The 17,888-nt window shown below is 62.6% G+C and carries 13 protein-coding genes; 4 read left to right on the top strand and 9 right to left on the bottom strand.

Going from position 1 to position 17,888, the window contains the following annotated elements; all coding sequences use genetic code 11:
- The first annotated feature begins 632 nt into the window (after positions 1 to 632).
- Positions 633 to 1,448, top strand: a complete 816-nt coding sequence (locus ACFC3J_RS17265) for a PAS domain-containing protein (protein ID WP_375197340.1) — start codon at positions 633 to 635, stop codon at positions 1,446 to 1,448.
- On the opposite strand, the gene ACFC3J_RS17260 is transcribed toward ACFC3J_RS17265, so the two are convergent.
- The 4 genes from ACFC3J_RS17260 to ACFC3J_RS17245 are packed head-to-tail and all read right to left on the bottom strand — an operon-like array spanning position 1,442 to position 5,407.
- Positions 1,442 to 1,915 carry a spore coat U domain-containing protein gene (locus ACFC3J_RS17260; protein ID WP_375197339.1) on the bottom strand — a complete coding sequence of 158 codons (474 nt, stop codon included), beginning with the start codon at positions 1,913 to 1,915 and terminating at the stop codon, positions 1,442 to 1,444. The genes ACFC3J_RS17265 and ACFC3J_RS17260 overlap by 7 nt on opposite strands.
- On the bottom strand, positions 1,912 to 4,287 hold the full coding sequence (locus ACFC3J_RS17255) for a fimbria/pilus outer membrane usher protein (RefSeq protein ID WP_375197338.1): 2,376 nt from the start codon (positions 4,285 to 4,287) through the stop codon (positions 1,912 to 1,914). The genes ACFC3J_RS17260 and ACFC3J_RS17255 overlap by 4 nt, the downstream gene beginning before the upstream one ends.
- Before the next feature lie 12 nt (positions 4,288 to 4,299).
- Complete coding sequence (locus tag ACFC3J_RS17250; RefSeq protein ID WP_375197337.1) at positions 4,300 to 5,037, bottom strand: molecular chaperone; 738 nt, start codon at positions 5,035 to 5,037, stop codon at positions 4,300 to 4,302.
- A 13-nt stretch (positions 5,038 to 5,050) separates the two neighbouring features.
- Positions 5,051 to 5,407 carry a spore coat U domain-containing protein gene (locus ACFC3J_RS17245; protein ID WP_375197336.1) on the bottom strand — a complete coding sequence of 119 codons (357 nt, stop codon included), beginning with the start codon at positions 5,405 to 5,407 and terminating at the stop codon, positions 5,051 to 5,053.
- A gap of 1 nt (position 5,408) precedes the next feature.
- Between ACFC3J_RS17245 and ACFC3J_RS17240 the strand changes: the two genes are divergently transcribed.
- The gene (locus ACFC3J_RS17240) at positions 5,409 to 5,693 is read left to right on the top strand and encodes a hypothetical protein (protein ID WP_375197335.1); all 285 of its coding nucleotides are present in this window, start codon (positions 5,409 to 5,411) and stop codon (positions 5,691 to 5,693) included.
- Positions 5,694 to 6,037: 344 nt separating this feature from the next.
- Here the strand turns inward: ACFC3J_RS17240 and ACFC3J_RS17235 are convergent, their stop codons facing one another.
- The 3 genes from ACFC3J_RS17235 to ACFC3J_RS17225 all read right to left on the bottom strand — a co-directional run bounded on the left by ACFC3J_RS17235 (position 6,038) and on the right by ACFC3J_RS17225 (position 12,669).
- Entirely contained in the window at positions 6,038 to 7,387 is a 1,350-nt protein-coding gene (locus ACFC3J_RS17235; RefSeq protein WP_375197334.1) for a cation:proton antiporter, read from the bottom strand.
- A gap of 68 nt (positions 7,388 to 7,455) precedes the next feature.
- On the bottom strand, positions 7,456 to 9,654 hold the full coding sequence (locus tag ACFC3J_RS17230; protein WP_375197341.1) for a right-handed parallel beta-helix repeat-containing protein: 2,199 nt from the start codon (positions 9,652 to 9,654) through the stop codon (positions 7,456 to 7,458).
- 75 nt (positions 9,655 to 9,729) lie between these two features.
- Positions 9,730 to 12,669, bottom strand: a complete 2,940-nt coding sequence (locus tag ACFC3J_RS17225; protein ID WP_375197333.1) for a TonB-dependent receptor plug domain-containing protein — start codon at positions 12,667 to 12,669, stop codon at positions 9,730 to 9,732.
- A gap of 300 nt (positions 12,670 to 12,969) precedes the next feature.
- Here ACFC3J_RS17225 and ACFC3J_RS17220 point away from each other — a divergent pair, with 300 nt between their 5' ends.
- A complete protein-coding gene (locus tag ACFC3J_RS17220; RefSeq protein ID WP_375197332.1) occupies positions 12,970 to 14,217 on the top strand; it encodes an MFS transporter in 1,248 nt (415 codons plus the stop codon).
- On the top strand, positions 14,214 to 15,860 hold the full coding sequence (locus tag ACFC3J_RS17215; protein WP_375197331.1) for a glycoside hydrolase family 43 protein: 1,647 nt from the start codon (positions 14,214 to 14,216) through the stop codon (positions 15,858 to 15,860). Before ACFC3J_RS17220 ends, ACFC3J_RS17215 begins: the two co-directional genes overlap by 4 nt.
- Here ACFC3J_RS17215 and ACFC3J_RS17210 read toward each other — a convergent pair.
- The gene (locus tag ACFC3J_RS17210) at positions 15,809 to 16,867 is read right to left on the bottom strand and encodes a LacI family DNA-binding transcriptional regulator (RefSeq protein ID WP_375197330.1); all 1,059 of its coding nucleotides are present in this window, start codon (positions 16,865 to 16,867) and stop codon (positions 15,809 to 15,811) included. The two genes, ACFC3J_RS17215 and ACFC3J_RS17210, sit on opposite strands and share 52 nt — an antisense overlap.
- 94 nt (positions 16,868 to 16,961) lie before the next feature.
- Positions 16,962 to 17,888 (bottom strand): hypothetical protein (locus ACFC3J_RS17205; protein ID WP_375197329.1); only part of this gene is annotated, 927 nt, incomplete at its 5' end.

Below are 17,888 nucleotides of genomic sequence, written 5' to 3'. Positions count from 1 at the left end.
TGGGTCAGCACCGATTTCGGCAGGCTCACGCCGGAGCAGGCGCTGACCACATTGGCATGGGCGGTCATGCTCTGGCCTGCCCCGGCCATGAGCGCGGCCATCGTCACCCATCGCATGGCGGGCAATGACCGCCCGCCCCTCCACTGTCCCGCAGCAATTCCTCTGACTCTGTCTCGCGATGCTTCGTCCAGCATGACGTGGCCTCGTTGAAGGAATGTCCACTCGCGCCTTCCCCGGCAAGCCGCGCGATCCGGACATTCCGTATCCCCGCACTGAGAATGCTGGTCGCGCACCTAAAAGGGCGCGAAGTCGCGCAGAGACGATTTTACGCAAAATACATATTTCCCGGGCGACGGGAGCGGGTCCAGGTCGGGGAAAAATCCTTTGATCTTTCGTGCTTTTGAGAGATCTTTCTGCGGACGCCGGGTCGACATCGGATTATCGTTACGATAACGTTTCAGTAAAGCCGGAGTAGGCAGATGTAATTTACGAACTTCGAAACGGGCCAGGCAGGAGAGAAGGAGCGCAGGACATTGGATGACATTCCGTCAGGCCAGATCGTTACCGCAACAGCTCTGATTCGGCATTTTGCCGCGCACTCACGCCATGCGCTGAGTGAACCTGTTCACATCATGAACCATGGCCATATCAACCTCTCGCTCATTTCGACGGAACTGTTTCTTCGGCTATCCAATGGTCAGCAACCCGCTGACAAGATCAGTCATCCCGCCGCGCGGTTCGATATCCTGCTCGACATGATCGCAACGCAGGTGATCCTGATCGACCGGCAGCTTAATCTGCTGCGTCTCAATCTTGCAGCGCGCAAAAAAATGGAGGTCAGCGAGCAGGATGTGCGCGGCGCGCCATTATCGCATCTTCTGGCTGGCCAGGATTATCATTTTGTCCTGCGCGCCGTGGAGCGGGTGCGTGACACCGGGGTTGCGGAAGAGTTTGAGCTGAATCTTCCCGGACAGCGCCAAGCGATCCTTCGCTTTCAGATCACGCCTTTCCCGGGCGGTTTTGCCCTGCTGGCCGATGAGATCAGCGACCGGGTAACGTTGCGCGATCAGGATGCGCGGACCGCCGCCTATGAAGCTCTTATCGACGGCTTGCCCGGCCTCGCCCGCGGCGCCTTCAATATCAGGGGCAGCGTGACCCATGCCTCGCCCGCGCTGGCGCAACTGATCGGCACCGATGAAAGCCGCATCATCGGCGTCAGGTTCGCAACCCTGTTCGACGCCTCGAACCGGGGAAAGATCAGCGATGCCATGGAGAGCCTGCTGACATCGGGAACGCCGTTCGGCATGGCGGCCGGCCTTGTGGGAGGCGAAGCAGGGAGCCGGGCGATCCGGGTCCACGCCGCGCCGCTCCGTTCGGCCGACGGGCAGGCAGGAGGCATTTTCCTGCTCGGCTCGGCGGCAGACGATCAAGCCTGCATCCTTCAATAAGTGATGGTGACGATCACGCTGTCGGCATAGGGACCGGCCTTCACCCATTGTCCCGCCGGGATCCGGCCATAGACGGAGACGGTCTGGCTGAACGACAGAAGGCCGGTCAGCGTGGCGCTGACGGTGCTGGTGCCCGCGGCCCCCGTGCCCCAAATGGTTGTGCGACTGCCGTTCGTATAAAGATTATAGAGCAGGCTGGCCGCGCCCTGCGACATCTGGCGGGAGAGCGCATTGCCCGAACCGCCCGGACTCATGGCGATCTCTATCGTTCCTGCCAGCGAAACCAGCCCCGTGCAGCTGAGCGTGACGCTCCCCGAGCCATCCTTGGGACTGGAGGAGCCAGGGTCGTAGCCGCCAAAGCCGATGCCTGTCGTCGAGGCCGAACAACTGCATAGCGTGCAGGCCCAACCCGGCGTCGCAACCGTCATGCATGCCAGAGCAGCCAGCCCGTATCCGATGCCCTTCATCTTTTCCCTTCCTGCAACGGCCCACAGAGGACAGGCGCTATCCTTGTCATGGAAGGACCGGCTGGCAGGGCCGGAACCACCAGACGGCATGCCCTCGCCGGGCCGGTCAGCACCACCTCCTGCCCCTCATGCGCCTCGGTCAGGAAGACCGCACCGTCGAAACCCGTGACGCCCGATGCAGCGCCAGCAGTCGTGACGGTCAGGCCCTGCGCGACCGGTCGGCCGCTCGTATCAATCGCATGCAACGTAACAGGATGGGTCGAGGGACCACCGAAGCTGACCCGAACGGCCTGCCTGTAACCCGGAACCACGTTTTGCTCTGCGGATGTGACCATCGCATCGATGGGCAGATCGTCCAGATCCACGGCGATCCGATTGGCCGAATAGGGTTGCAGGCCGGTAATGACGGCTCGCCGGCCTTCCCCCGCCTTGCGCGCGACCGGACGGTTTTCGAACAGGACAGTGACGTTCTGATCTGCGACCACGTCCACGACGGCAAAAGCATAGTCCAGCTGAGGCACAGCTACGATCTTTCCGTCCACCCTTAACAGTGCACCGCGCGCCTGCAGGCGCACGGCTTGCACGTCGCCCATGCGGCTCGCCGACAGGTCGACATCGCCGCCCGCCGTGCGCCAGGTGAACCCACCTTCCATCAGCGAGGCGCCCTCCGCCTCCCGCGCGGCGAGCAGGCGGTAACCCCAGCCCTTGTCCGGGGGCGGGGTCTGGCTGGCGCTGATTGCGACGCGCTTTCCATCGACGAACAGCCCCGCACTGGCGCGCGCGCCGAACGGCAAGGTGAGTGATCCGAACAGGCTGTTGTTGCGTTGTTCCGCCATACGCGTCTGCCGCGCCCCCAGCGACAGCCATGCTGAACCGATGTTCGTCGCGTAGGAAACCGAACCGATGGAAAAGCGATGGTCTCGTCCCCAGGCACTTTCCAGATAGTTGACGTTCATGCTGCCCGATCGGCCGAGGGCCAGGCTGCCTGCCACGATGAGTTCCCGACGGCTTTCCGGCAGGGGATTGTGTTCGCCGACCTGAACAAAGGCCGCATCCTCCTCCTGATAACTGGCGGTTACGGAATAGCCCGCGGTGATCCGCTGTAATTGCGCGCGCCACATGAGACCATTGCCGAAACGGCTTTGTGATCCCGCCGCAGACAGTGCGACTTCCCCCCAGGATGACAGAACAAGGCCGAATCCCATCCCGACCATTTGCACGGTCTCGCTAGCCTCCGCCCGTCCCCCGACGGTCAGCCACCCGCCAAGGCCATGCCGCCAGAAACCGGCAGCGAAGGACTCGCCATAGGAAAAGCTCCGTTCGCCAAAAGCCTTGCGCAAAAACCCGGCCTCCAGCGAAAAATCGTCCAACCCTTCGCGCAGCAGACGCGGGCTGGTGTAGAAACTCTGCGTTACGGTGCGCGCCGTGCCACTGGCATCGCGGATGGTCATCGTCACCTCTCCCCCGCCGGTGAAGACCGGCTGATAATCGATGGCAAAATCGCCCGGCTGTATGGCGATACTCTGGCGGCTGCTCGCGGCCGCCAGTTCCACCACCGACGGCAAAATGGACGACCCGGAAAGCCGGGGCAGAGCATAGGTGATGTCATCGGGCGCCAGCGAGAAATCACTGCCCAACCGGACGCCCGCAAAACGGACCGGCCGGTTCCAGTCGCCGCCGCGTGTCACCCCATCGCCCAGCATCAGCCGGATGCGCCGGTCGGGGAAATCACGGATGAAATTGCTGTCGAGCCGGGCTGCGCCCCTGCTGCCTGCGCCCGCCTGCACCAGCGCCGTCGTGCCAAGAACGCCCCAGTCGCCCGACATCCCCGCATCCAGCACGGCAGAAGCCGCCCACTGCCCGTCCCAACGCGACATGGAAAGATCATAGCCGACATATTGGACGGGTGCGGCCTCCATGACAGGCAGGCTGCGCTGCGATCCGCCGACATGCGTGGCCGAAAACAGTGAAGGCGCCGCATCGATCAGCAACGTGGTTCCCATGTTGTCCAGCTTCGCCGATAGGCCGGGCAGGTCATCCAGCGCGGCAAATTCCTCGCCGTCCACGCTGATCTGCGGCCGCCCCGAAGGCAATCGCAGGCCCCACTGGTCCGGCATATCCCGCCTTATGAACAGCTGCCCCTCATTTATCACGATCAGACAGGGTTCGCTGACCGGACTTCCGTTGATGATCACGCCGACCGGAATGGCCCGCATCCTCAACTCAAGCTTCGAAGTGATGGAGGCCGCCAGGGCCGTGGGAAGGTCGGGTGCATCAGCAGCGATGGCACGCAGGGGCAGCGCCGTGAACGACAGCGCAGCCAGAACAGATGCCCCCCGGCTGGCGCGTCGCCATGATGGGACGGCTGCCATCGAACGGGTGCCTCACCGCGCGCTGCTGGCGCGGGAAGCGATGAGCTTCCCTTCGGTGGTTTCCACTTCCACTCCGGCAACATCGCGGCCTTCCAACGGTCCTAGGGGCAACTGAATGCGCCCATCGGCCAGCAGATAGAATCCCCGCTCCAGCTTCAAGGCCTGGCTCAATCCGTTCGCGAAACGCAGCGTCACGGCCAACGCCTGAATATGGCGACCGCCCCGATTGGCGAGAAGAAGCGCAGGCCCTTCCGCCCCCCTTCCTATCGACCAGTCGAGCAGCGGAGAAGTGCCCGACGGCCCACGGAACAGGGGAATACTGACCCGCAGCAGCGTCCGCACCGTACCGGCTGCGGCCGTCCCCGTCGGCAGTTCGTCGACGATCAACCGATAGCTCTCCTCGTGCGGCCCGGACCTGGCAGGCAGGCTGCAGCGGATCAGGCGGCTCTCTCCGCCAGCTATGCTGACGATCGAGGGATTGAGCATCGGGCCGGCATCGGGATCCAGCTGGTCATTGCCCGCTTCATCCTTGCGCCAGCCAAAGCCCCTGATCTGCACCGTGGTCGCATTCGCATCGTCATTGGCGACGGTGAAAGCGCAGAATTGCTTTTCCGCGGCCATTTCGATCCGCACCGGCAGGATGCGCAGCGAAGCCGCATCTGCCGACGCCGTGCCTGCGGTCAGCAGCGCGCATAATCCCGCCCTGGCCAGACCTCGGCCGGGCCTGGCGCCATGTGATTTTCCGGTCATGAATGGCTTCTCTTCAGTAGCTCACCGTAACGGTGACGGTGTCCGTGTAACTGCCGGCGCCCACATCCTGCTGCGGAGAAATGCGGCCGTAGACGGTGAAGGATATTGGCAGGATCGTCGACGCCGTCTGCGCCACCGTGTCCGTTCCCGGCGTATTGCCCCAATTGGTGCTGCGCCCCGCATTGCTGTAGAGCGCATAGCCGAGAGGGGTCGCGCCGTTCAGCATCTGGCGGGTGGAAACCGTGGCTCCGCCCGTACTGCCGGCATTCAAACCGACGTTGAACGACGTGCCGGGCGTGCAGGTGACATTGATCGTGCTGGTCGCGTCGGTCGGCGTCGAAGATGTGGGATTATAGCTTCCAAAAGCCATATTGGTTGCTGTTACCAGACAAGCATTCAGCACTGTAGCCGATACACCCATCGTCGTCGTGGAATCTGTCGCCCACGCTGTATTCGGCACGACAACTATAGTCAGTATAATGAATGATCTGTACACGACGCCCCCCCTCAACTCAAAGTTGATACGCCTCAATCAAGATCATGATATGCCGGAAAATGATTATGGAATGGTTAGTGATAAATTTCCACTTGTTAAGATCATGGAAGCGACCCTGATAACCAATTCGGATCAAGAGTTCAGAAAATTCGTATTTTGAAAGATGATCGCGCGCCATTAGAGCCGGATTCGAACTGTTCCCTTATTTGACCGGTCCTTGCCGCGCGCCGGATGAAACGTCCGCTGCCCGTCGAAGGATGGACCGCGGGAGGCGTCAACGGAAAGACGTCACGCCAACGACGAGTTTCTGCTGTTCTGGAGCAAGGACAGTCCGGGCGCGCGTGCACGCGCAGGGAAATATGTGCCCTGCGTGGAAGATTTCATGCTGCACAGGTACGCAGTTCGGTGAGGGCGATGCAGGCAGCGGCACGCATTTCACGCCTCCGCCGAGGCGGGGCGGCCTCACGACGGCTTCGGGCGTTGGTTCTTCCGGGCAAAAAAACGTCACCGGGCGGGACTGAGTTGCCCCAGTTCTCCGGTCGCTCTCGCCTGCCTGCCATAGAATATCTCGAACAGCGGCCCTGCCATCATCGTCGTCACCACCGCCATCAGAACCAGCATCGAAAATAGCGCGGGTTCGATAATTCCCTTCTGTATGCCGATATTGATGATGATAAGTTCCATGAGGCCGCGTGAATTCATCAAAGCGCCAATGCCAAGCGCCGTCCGGTTATCCTCGCCTGCGAGCCGCGCGGCCGCATAGCAGGCCCCGAATTTGGCGATGATCGAAGCGGCGAGCAGACCGATGGCAATCAACAGGAACTGCAGGGAACCGACCATGTCGAGCCGCGTATTCAGCCCGGAATAGGTGAAGAACATCGGCAGCAGGACGACCACGGCGATCGGCTCGATCTTTTTCTTCAGTTCTTGTGCGAACAGACCCCGCGGCATGAACACGCCCAGGATGAAGCCGCCGAATATGCCGTGGATACCGATCGCGTCCATGAAGAAGGCGGACAGGCAGAAAAGGGCGAGGGTGATCGCCAGCACTGTGGTGGTCATTTCACCCCGGCGCTCGACGGCATGTCCCAGCGGCGCGAGGAGCCGCTGTCCGAACAGCAGCAGGAAACCGACGTAAAGGAACGCACCGACAATCGCCACGACCGCAACCCCGCTGCCGCCGCCGAAGAGAGCCAGCACCAAAGCCAGCACGCACCAGGAAGCCGCATCATCAAAGGCGCCCGCCGTCAGCGAAAGCGTGCCGAGCGGACTGTCCGCAAGACCACGTTCATTGATGATACGCGCCAGCATAGGAAAGGCCGTGAGAGCGATGCACGCACCCATGAACAGCGTCGCGCTGCCCTTTCCTATCCCTTCGGCAAACAGGCCAGGGACGGCAAGCAGCCAAGGCGTTATCAGCACAGCGATGAGGAAGGGCGCGAACAGTCCTGCTGCAGACACCATGGCAGCGTTGCGGACCTTTGACTGAAAATGGTCCAGTCGAAGGGTCAGGCCGACGAGGAACATGTATAGGGCGACGCCGAATTGCGCACCGGCATAGAGTACGCTGTTCGTTTCCTTGGGAAAGACCATGGCCTGAAGATCGGGTGCCATCAACCCGAACAGGGAGGGACCGAGCACCACGCCCGCTATCATCTCTCCCACGACCTGCGGCTGTCCCAGGAATTTTCGGCACAACCAGCCCACGCCCCGGCAAGTGACGATAATGAGGGCAAGCTGGAGGAAAAAGTGGATGCTATAGTCGCCGGGAGCGTAGCTTTGCAGCTTCGCGCCCACCGAAGGGCCATGCGGCGCCAACATGTTTGCAAGCGCAGAAAAAACATCCTCTGCCATCCAGCCCTCCCGAATTTTATTTGGGAGCGCTACCACATCCGTTGAAAACGTAAAAGCCCTTCCCGCTTCTACGGGCCAGCCGGTTTCATCGGCCTGACGCCGCTGGCATCGATGATCCGCCGCGCCGCGGCAGGCCAATCGCTGCCAGTCACGGCCTGATTATCCTCCAGCCGGTTGTTCAGATAGGCGCTCCACTCGCCGTTCAGACGCCCGCTATTATACCAGTTGCCGACAGCGACATTGTCCAGTGCCGTGCGCCGGGGAGAGATGTGGGATTGGGAGTTCACGTTGAGCCAGACCCCGCCAACATTGTCGACGACATTGTTTCGGACCGTCACGTAGCGCGAACCCTCGTCCAGATAGATGGCGATCCCGCCCGACCCGGCGACGTCGGATATGTAATTCTCCGCGATCAGCGCCCCAGGATCGGCGGACAGGTGGTAGATCGCGCCGCCGTCGGGGAACCATTGCTTGACCCGTGACACCCGGTTGCCCATGATCACCGTATCGCGCAGAGTGGTGGGGGTATCATAGACGATATTGCCCGGCTGATCATAATAGCCGCGCTGCTGCCGCCAATATTCCGCGCTGCCGCCCGGATCGTTCGCGCCCCATCCCCATCCCACGTCGATGCCGTCATAGGGCGTGTCGGAAACGTCATTGTTCATGATGATCGCCCCGGACGCATAGGTAACAAGGATGGCTGACTGTTCCTTATAGTCTTGGGAGACGTTGCTGATGCGATTGTTGCGGATGAAGATGTCGCGGAGCCCCATTTCCGGTCTGGACGGATGATGCGCATCCGGGGTTACGCCGCCCACCATGATGGCGCCTCCGGCAAGGTCGGTGAACTCGCTGTTCTTCACCTCGATCGCCGCGGCACCCAGTCCCACGCCGCTTTCATTCGCATCGGCGTTATTGCCGATGCCCAGCCCCACCTGGCCCAGCTGGGCAAAGCGATCGTCGTCGAAGACAATCCGGCGCGCCGCCGCCACCTGCACGGCGGAAGGCTGCTGATGCCAGCGGTTGCGCATTCGTTCGAACGACCAGCAGCCCCAACTGCAATCCCGGATGGGATCTGCGGGATAATCCGCCAGCTCGCCCCGAAGATAGGCGCCGCTCTGCTGACTGGCATAGCCTTCCGGCCCGGACGGCGCGCGCCAGCTCGTGTGACTGAACTGGAGGCGACGGAACTGGAGATCGCGGACCGGATCGGCATAGCTGCCGGCGATCGAGAGCAGATGCTCCAGACGCGGCAGCACGACCTCGACCTGGGCCATGTCCTCGCCCGGCCGGGGCTTATAATAGAGCATGCCCGCCTTGGGATCGACGAACCATTGGCCGGGATCGCGCAGGAATGCGAGCGCGTTCACAAGGAACATGCGCGCCACTTCCGCCGAAACGGGCCGCGCAAACGTGTCATAGCCGACCAGATTGTTGTGCCAGCCCGGCTGCTGCATCACGATCCGATCGCCCTCGACATGATCGACCATCGCATGACGGTGGGTGAACCAGCTCATACCCTCCACCTCGATGCGGTCCTGATCCGTCAGCCCGGACAGAAAGCGCCAGGCCGGATCTGTGATCTCCAGCCCCCAGGGATGGAAAGTCACGGCCGAGCGCGGTATTTCCACGGCGGCCCGCGGCGCGAGGCGGCCTGCGACGATCAGCTGCCGTGGATCTGCGCCGGCCGGCACCCTGGCCGCCCAGATGTCGCGCTGGCTGTCCACCTGCCGCCAGCCGACGACCGGCGTGCCGCCGGACAGAATCGGGCGCTCTCCCGGTGCGCCTTCCCAACGAACCGTGAAGCCGTTCTGTCCCCCGTCGCGGGCCGTGAAGCGGAGCGGCGCCTTCAGCCGGTAGACGCCACCCGCGACGGAGACGGTGACGTCATGGTCATGATTGAGCGCGCGGACGGCCCGCTGCGCGCGTTCGAAGGTCGCGAACGGGCGCCCTATTGAACCATCACCACGATCCGACCCTCGCGGCGAGAGGTGAAGCACGAGCGGAACCGGGTCGGGGCGGTTGGGGATGACGACGCGGAAATGATCATCCGCCGAACGAACGGGCGCCGCTATCCGGGGAATGCCGGGGGACGCCGGCAGCTGGGCGAAGGCCGGGCAAACCCAGAGCAGGATCGCCGCCACCGACAAGGGAAGCGGCCTTTTACCCCGCATCATGAAGCGTTGCCCCAAGGAACCGAAGAAGGGGGAGAGGCGATCGGCAACACGACCGGAAGGATGATGGCCGCTAGCCGCGGGCGCCATTGTCACGCAGTCCTCTCCCCAGTTTACGAGCTCGGCCGATAGGGGCAAGGTGCCCCCGTCAGGCGCGATCACAGGCTAGAAGCGGAAGCGGACACCCGCGCGATACATCCGCCCGACCACATCATAGAGCGCCGGATTGACGAAGAATGGCGATTTGGCCGGATCGCGGTCGAACACGTTGTCGACCTTGAAATAGGCCGTCACCTGCTTCGTGATGTTATAGGTGCCGCCAATATCCATGTAAAAGGCCCCCGGCATGAAATTCTGATCGATCGTCGGGGCGATCTGGGTCGAGGCCGGGCAGCTCCCCGGCTCGCAGACAACATATTGGTGACCCAGCACCCCGTCGCTGAACCAGCGTTCCTGAAGCATCAGCGAGAAGCGGTCATTTTCATAGCTCTGGATGGCCAGCCACTTCCAGTCCGGCGTATTGCCCGTATTGACGCCGGCGCTATCGACGCCGGTGGTGCCTGGCAGACCGCTGGTGGTCACGAACTTCTCGACATGGGTCGCCAGCATCCGGAAAGTAAGACTGCCCGGCAATCCGAGCGGCTGCTGCCAGCGATAGCTGGCCTCGATATCGAAGCCGCTGGTGTCGATCGACGCCAGATTGAAGGCCTGGACGTTGATGAAGTTCGGCCCGGACTGATTGTTGAGGTTGAAGGCGCTGCAGGTTTCCGGGACGAGATTCTGGTAGCACAGATTGACGATGTCGCCCGCGCCGATGCTGGAGATGACGTCCTTGATCTTGATCTTGTAATAGTCGAACGAAAGGCTGAGCCCCGGCAGCCAGGAGGCGCCGGAAAGCGCGATGCCGGCGGTCGTGTTGCGGGCGGTTTCGGGCCGCAAATTCGGATTGCCGATCGAATTCTGGATCGCCAGCACGTTCACGCCCCGGAACGGATCGAAGAAGTTCGGCAAGGTGGTCGTGACCGGGGCGGCGAACAGTTCGGACAGGTTGGGCGCACGGACATCCTTCGACGTCACGCCGCGCAGGCGTAGACCGTCGACCGGCAGATTCCACGTACCGCCGACCTTCCAGGCCCAGATGGTGCCTGACGTGCTGTAATCGGTCACGCGCACCGCGCCATTGACGTTGGCGCGACCCAGCGCATCGCTGTTGATGACCGGCAAATCCGCCTCGAAAAAGGCTTCCTTGACGCCATAGGCGCCCGTCCCGTTCTTGTAATTGCCCGCATACCAGTTGTTGCCGTCGGGAAGGAGAACCGGGTCGTTCGGATAGTCGCCGCCAGCCGGACTGAACGCGAAGCCGGCGCCATAGGGGTCCGCGCGGACGCGATAGAATTCATGACGATATTCGGCGCCAAACGCGATCGAAAGCGGCCCGGCCCAAAGATCAACGGGCGATCCGGAAATGTTGATGCTGACTACGTCCTGCGTCTGACGGGTCCGCTGGAACGGGCCGTTTTCCGGCATGATATAGCTTAGCGCCGCCTGCGATGGATTGCCGCCGAAGATGTTGAGCGGCTGACAGCCATTCGCGCGCGCCACCGGGTCCGCGCATACGATTGCGCCGTTCAGCGTCGTGGCGTTGATGGCCTGATTGAAGCGGTTGGAGAGCAGGATGTTCGATACGTCGATATCGGTATAGTTCGTGCCCCGCTCATAATAATTGTCGTAGCTCCATTCCGTGCCGAGCAGATCGAACTGGCCCTTTGCTCCGATGACCATGCGATATTGACGGCGATCCGTATTGACCTGGGTATTGCCGAGCGCGGCATTGCTCGTGCCATAGCCGAAGCTGGTGATGCCAGCGGTGGCGCAGGCAGCCTTGATCGAAGCGGGAACGAACGGGTTGGCGCACTGGATCGTCAGGCCGGGCCGGTTCATGCCGCCGACCGGCTGGTTCTGGGTCTTCACCTGACCGAAATTGACGCTGAGATAGAGTTCGTCATTGTCGGCGAAATCGACGCCGACCCGGCCATAGCCGATTACCCGCTTGATCGCGGACTGGAGCGAGCGCCCCGCATCGACATTGCCCGACAGATCGCCGCCTATGCAGAAGCCGGGGTAGCAGTTCCGTACGGTCGTGGTCCCGTCTCGCGCCGGCACTCCACCTGAACCATATTGGAACTGGAACGGGTTACCGGAAGCATCGAATGCCGTTCCCTGAAGCGGCCCGGAGGTGATCAATCCATATTTGGTGTAATTATAGGCCTGCGCATAATCACGCAGGACATAACGCGGCGAGCCGTCGTTGACGACGCCTCTGTCGATCAGGCTGGTCTGTTTGAACCAGTCGCGTCCTCCGGCGAGGCCCAGGCCGAACTCGCCGCCGCCCACGCCGTCTTCATCGGCATATTCGCCGCTGATGACCAGATGCACCCTGTCGTCGGCGAAACTCGTGCCTGCCGCCAGCTGTACCAACATCTGTTCATTGTCGCCATAACGGCTGATGCCGCCCTGGACATTGCCCTTGATCCCCTTGAAACGGGTATCGGTGACGAAATTGACGACGCCGCCGACCGCATCCGACCCGTAGGAAGCGGACGCGCCGCCGTTCACGACGTCGACGCGCTGGATCAGCAACTGGGGGAAGAGGCTGATATCGGGAACGCCGGTGACATTGGCTCCGACCACCCGCTGACCATCGAGCAGCGTCAGGGTGCGAATGGCCCCCACGCCGCGCAGGGAGAAGGAGCTGAGCCCCTGCTGACCGCTCGATGTGCTGAAGGTGTTGACGGTGGTGCCGCTGGAACCCTGCAACGACGGCAGTTGCGCGATGGTGTTGAAGATATTGGGCTGCGCGTTGCTGGCGATCTGCTGCTCGCCAATCACGGTGGTCGGCGTGGGCGCGTTGAAGCCGCTGCTGGTGATGCGCGAACCCGTCACCACGATGTCGGCGTTGGAGGACCGCTGCCCGGTTTCCTGCGGCGTATTCCCCGCCTGTTGCGCGAAGGACGGCGCCGTGACCAGACAAGCCGACAGAGCAGTCAGGCTGGCCGTGACAAAGCGCGCGCGCATCGAGCCGCAGTGGACATGGAAACCTCGCATTCTTCTCTCCCTGTGATTCATGTTTTTTTACGTGCAATGCGGGACATGGCGTCCCAAAGGCTATGTCATTTTCGTGACCCGCAGATGGGAGTCGAAGCCATGACGTTAGCGCTAACCATGGTTATTGCTATTTCTTCAGATAGTTGTCAATACTCCGACAATATGGTGCAGAGAGAGGAAGCGGCGCTACCATGAACAAGTCTAAAGGCGTTGAAATAAGATGATAAATTCAAGGAAGCCCGCGGATTCGCAGGAGAGTGTGGCGATGCGGCAAATTGATAACGCTAACGTAATCTCCGCATGAAAGGCCTGAAACGGATCCCCCTGCGCTGGATGATCATCAGCCTGTTTGTGGGCGCCATGGTCATCAACTATCTTGCGCGGTCCATCATGGGCGTAGCGGCGCCCACGATCCTCGCCGAACAGGGAATCAGCAGCGCCCAATATGGCTGGATCACCGGCGCGTTCCAGCTGGGAGTGCTGCTCCAGCCGGTTGCCGGCTATTTTCTCGACAGTGTCGGCCTGCGGATCGGTTTCACCTTCTGCGTCATCGCCTGGTCGATGATCACGCTCTGCCACGCGCTGGTCAACGGCTGGGCCGGATTCGCGGCGCTACGCGGCCTGCTGGGACTGGCGGAGGGTTCTGCCCAACCCGCGGGCCAGAAACTGGTGGCTGAGTGGTTTCCCTCCCGGGAACGGGGTCTGGCAGGCGGCATCTATAATATCGGCGCGTCATTCGGCGCGGTCTTCGCGCCACCGCTCGTCGCCTGGGCGGTCATGACGCATAGCTGGCGGCTGGCGTTCGTCGTCGCCGGCGGCGTTGGCCTGATCTGGGCGATACTCTGGTATCTCCATTATGACACTCCCGCCCGCCACCGTCGACTCGGAGCGGCCGAACGGGACCATATTGCGGCCGGTCAGGAAGACCGGCTGTCCGCGCGCGCGGAGCGCCCGTCGATCAGCGCGCTGATCCGCCGCCGCGATCTCTGGGGCATCGCACTTCCCCGCCTGCTGGCCGACCCTGTTTGGGGCATGCTGTCTTTCTGGATGCCCCTCTATCTGGCACGGGTGCGCGGTTTCGATCTCGGCCAGATCGCCCTCTTCGCATGGCTTCCCTTTCTCGCCGCAGATCTGGGATGCCTGTTCGGGCCGGCTGTCGTCGCTTTCCTGCAGCGCCGCCAGGTCGATCTGATCGACGCGAGACGGTGGGCCTTCACGCTCGGCGCGCTGATGATGACCGGCATGGCGTTTGTGGGCCTGGCCACCAACCCCTACGGTGCCATCGCCCTTCTGTGCCTTGGCGGCTTTGCCCATCAGACGCTTTCCGTCTCGGTGATCACCATGGCATCCGACCTTTTCGCCAGAAACGAAGTCGCGACGGCCGCCGGCATGGCGGGACTGGCAGGGAATCTGGGGGTTCTCGTCTTCTCGCTGCTGCTGGGCCAGATGGTCGATCAGGTCGGCTACGGGCCTTTCTTCATTCTTCTCGGGCTGCTCGATCTTCTGGGCGCCGTCATCCTTTGGACACTGGTACGCAAGCCGCAATGAACACTTTCATCAATCCCATCCTTCGAGGTTTCAATCCCGATCCGTCGATCGTTCGCGTGGGCGATGATTTCTTCATCGCCACTTCCACCTTCGAGTGGTTTCCCGGCGTGCAGATCCATCACAGCCGGGACCTTGTGCACTGGCGGCTCGCCGCGCGCCCGCTTTCGCGGCCAGCCCAGCTCGACATGCGCGGCAACCCCGATTCCTGCGGCGTCTGGGCACCCGATCTGAGCTTCGTCGATGGCCGCTTCCTGCTCGTCTTCACTGACGTCAAGCGCTATGGCAGTACGACCGTAAACGGTGCCAAAGGCGTTTCGCTGCGCGACTTCCCCAATTATCTGGTGACGTGCGACCGGATCGACGGCCAATGGTCCGATCCGGTACACCTAAACAGCAGCGGTTTCGATCCCGCACTGTTCCACGACGACGACGGCCGCAGCTGGATGCTCAACATGTTGTGGGATCATCGCCCAGGCCGCGGACGCTTCGCCGGAATCCAGATTCAGGAGCTGGATCGCGCCACGCTCAGGCTGGTGGGGGAACCCGCGCTCATCTTCGAGGGGACGGAGCGCGGCTTCACCGAAGGCCCGCACCTCTACAAGCGCGACGGCTTTTATCATCTGCTCGTGGCGGAGGGAGGAACCGGCTGGAACCATGCCGTCGTCATGGCGCGCTCTCCGCACCTCCTTGGTCCTTACACGGTGCATCCGGATGGCGCTGTGCTGACGTCGGCTGGCTGCATGGACGCGCCTCTTACGCGGACGGGGCATGGCGATCTGGTCGAACTGGCTGACGGCACGCCATGGCTTGCCTATCTTTGCGGCCGCCCGATCCGCGATCGCGGGCGGTGCATCATGGGCCGCGAGACCGCGATCCAGCCGATGCGGTGGGACAGGGACGGATGGTTGCGGACGCTGGAGCGCGACGCCCGCCCAATGCCGGCGCCGCCCGCCCCGGACCTCACACCGTCGCCCTGGCCCCGCGATGAGTGGGATGGACGCTTCGATGGCGCGGCCCTGCCCGACGTTTTCCAATGGCTTCGCACACCCATGCCCGATCGCCTGTTCAGTATGACGGCACGGCCCGGATATCTGCGGCTCTTCGGGCGGGAGACGGTCGGCAGCCTGTTCGAACAGGCCCTTGTCGCGCGCCGTCAGGAACATTTCCGGTTCACCGCCTCTACCTGCCTGACATTTGCGCCCCGCGGGTTCCAACAGGCTGCGGGACTGATCTTCTACTATAACAGCAGCAAATTCTATTATCTGTGCGTCAGCGCGGATGATGGCGACCGACAGCTTCAGCTCATGTGCGGCTCGCCCGAACTGGAAGAAGGCATCTCTCTGGAGATTATCGGCTCTTTGCCCGACGGCCCGATCGAACTGCGCGCGCGGGTCGAGCATGACCGGCTGAACTTTGCCTGGCGCGAAGAAGGCGCGGAGGCTTGGCGATCGCTTCAGCGCACGCTGGACGCCAGCATGTTGGCGGACGAAGTGACCTATCCGGGCCTGCCCAATTTCACCGGCGCTTTCATCGGCATGGCATGTCAGGATCTTTCCGGCGCGGGCGCGCCGGCCGACTTCGCCTATTTCCTTTACGAGGGCGAGGAGGAAGAGGAGGAGGGATTGACTTCGCCGGTGGACTGACGCTCGATGATCTGATGACTTAAAATCCGTTCCCGGGGCACGTTGGATTTGCTGCCCCTGGCCCTGATCTCGGCGATGAGCAGGCTGAGCGCCTCGGCAGCCAGTTCCCTCACCGGCTGCCGCACGGTCGTCAGGGGCGGCCAGAGCGTCACGGCGGCCGTGGTGTCGTCGAAGCCAGCGACCGTCAATTCATTCGGCACGTCAAGATGCCGGCGATGGGCCACCGATATGACCGCCGCCGCCATATCGTCATTGCTGGCGAATATCGCCGTGGGAGGGTTGGGCGACCCCAGCAACTGCTCCCCTGCGGCCAGCCCGGACATGTAGGTGAAGTCACCTTGCACAACCTGCACATCGACGCCGCCGGTTTCACGCACGGCGGCATAAAAACCCGCCATGCGCTCTGCGCTTGCGGCCTGATCGGGATTGCCCAGAATGAAACCGATCCGGCGATGACCAAGGTCGAGGAGCAGCCGCGTCATCTGATAGGAGGCCGCGCGGTCGTTAACCCGGACGCAGATCGTTTCCGGCGATTGGTAAGCGCCGACGGCGGCCATCGCGCATCCCGCGTCGCGCAGGATGCGCAGTACGTCGGGGGCTTCGCCAAGGGGGGGCGCCAACAGGAAGCCGCTGATATTCGAAGCTGCCAGTTCCTCCAGCGCCACGCTGGACGGCGGCCTGCCGTTATCGCCTTTCAGAAGCACCAGATGGGCGCCACGCGCCGACGCCTCCTCGAATACGCCGGTCAGGAAATCGCTCATGAAGGCCGCGCCCGCATTGGAGTAGATCACCCCGATGCGCAGTTCGGTGGCGGACGCAAGGCTGCGCGCGGCGGGATTGGGCGTGTAGGAAAGCGCCCTGATCGCTTCTTCCACAAGCACGCGGGTTTCCGCGCCTACCCCCGTGCGTCCGTTGATGACGCGTGATACGGTCATGGGCGAAACACCTGCCCGCGCCGCTACGTCGACGATGGTTGCGCCACGCGGCGACCGTTCCGATCTCGCCATTCAATCCTCTGCTTCCCGTTCGCCCGGCAGCAGCCGACCTAAGCCATCGACGCGCCGCGGCAAAGAGGAAATCCGTGGACGGCCATCGGGCGCTTCATTGCATATTCCTGGTCTGCAACGTCATTCGCGGATCACGGCAAAATCCGCAGGCCTGCCCCCGGAACCGGGCAGCGCCTTCTTTCCTGCCCTTGAGCTGCCAGTCGAGCCACGCCGTCACAACCTCCGCTGCTACACCGCCATGCGGCTGCATGTAAGTGCCCCCATGCCCAACCGGAATGTCCACCAGCGCGGCAGGCACATGGCGAATCCGGCGGAAATCGTCCGTGCCGTTGCGCCAGGCGATATCCTCCGGGCCGCCAAGCACATAAAGGACCGGCCCATGCAGGGTGGCCAGCAGCCGCTTGTCGGAAACCACGCCAGCGATCGGGCTGCCGCCATCGTTGAAGAAACCGCTGTTCATGATGATCGCGGTTTTGACGCGCGGCTGCCGGGCGATGGAAAGGGCCTGCAATCCCCCGCAACTCCAGCCCGACACCGCAATCCGATCCGCCGCGATGCGACCGCGAAAGGCGCTGTCCGGCCTCTCATTTTCGCGTTGCGCCCAATCGATCGCCACGCTGAGTGCGCTCGTCTGCGTCTGCGCAACGAGCCTTCCGTCCGGCTGCGGGCCGGCCCTTTCCTCTCGGGCATCGGCGTCGGGGATGTGGCCGGGCGCGATAACGAGATAACCGTGCGAAGCGATTTCCAGCAGATGGTTTCGCGACGCCGTGCCGTCATCGCTGCAACCGCCATTGCCAAAGACGTAGATCGGGAGCTTCTCCCCGCGCAGCAGCGCGAGCGATCTGGGCCGATAGACCACATGATCGGGCAAGTCCGGCCGCACTTCATAGAGCGCGGGATAGGGACCGCTTCCCTGTTCGGGAGGCGACAGAGCGGCGGCTCCCATCAACATCAGGCAACTCAGCGCCGCAACGACGAACCTGCGCATTACCCCTCCCCCCCTCACGACAGTCATGGAAAT

The organism is Sphingobium sp., assembly GCF_041987595.1.
Classification (GTDB): Bacteria; Pseudomonadota; Alphaproteobacteria; order Sphingomonadales; family Sphingomonadaceae; genus Sphingobium.
This window is presented reverse-complemented; position numbering and strand designations above follow the sequence as displayed.

Coding starts and splice junctions, on each gene's coding strand:
- ACFC3J_RS17220 (WP_375197332.1), top strand. CDS start 12,970: ATGAAAGGCCTGAAACGGATCCCCCTGCGCTGGATGATCATCAGCCTG.
- ACFC3J_RS17255 (WP_375197338.1), bottom strand. CDS start 4,287: ATGGCAGCCGTCCCATCATGGCGACGCGCCAGCCGGGGGGCATCTGTT.
- ACFC3J_RS17225 (WP_375197333.1), bottom strand. CDS start 12,669: ATGCGAGGTTTCCATGTCCACTGCGGCTCGATGCGCGCGCGCTTTGTC.
- ACFC3J_RS17215 (WP_375197331.1), top strand. CDS start 14,214: ATGAACACTTTCATCAATCCCATCCTTCGAGGTTTCAATCCCGATCCG.
- ACFC3J_RS17250 (WP_375197337.1), bottom strand. CDS start 5,037: ATGACCGGAAAATCACATGGCGCCAGGCCCGGCCGAGGTCTGGCCAGG.
- ACFC3J_RS17210 (WP_375197330.1), bottom strand. CDS start 16,867: ATGGCGAGATCGGAACGGTCGCCGCGTGGCGCAACCATCGTCGACGTA.
- ACFC3J_RS17265 (WP_375197340.1), top strand. CDS start 633: ATGAACCATGGCCATATCAACCTCTCGCTCATTTCGACGGAACTGTTT.
- ACFC3J_RS17245 (WP_375197336.1), bottom strand. CDS start 5,407: ATGGCTTTTGGAAGCTATAATCCCACATCTTCGACGCCGACCGACGCG.
- ACFC3J_RS17235 (WP_375197334.1), bottom strand. CDS start 7,387: ATGGCAGAGGATGTTTTTTCTGCGCTTGCAAACATGTTGGCGCCGCAT.
- ACFC3J_RS17260 (WP_375197339.1), bottom strand. CDS start 1,915: ATGAAGGGCATCGGATACGGGCTGGCTGCTCTGGCATGCATGACGGTT.
- ACFC3J_RS17230 (WP_375197341.1), bottom strand. CDS start 9,654: ATGGCGCCCGCGGCTAGCGGCCATCATCCTTCCGGTCGTGTTGCCGAT.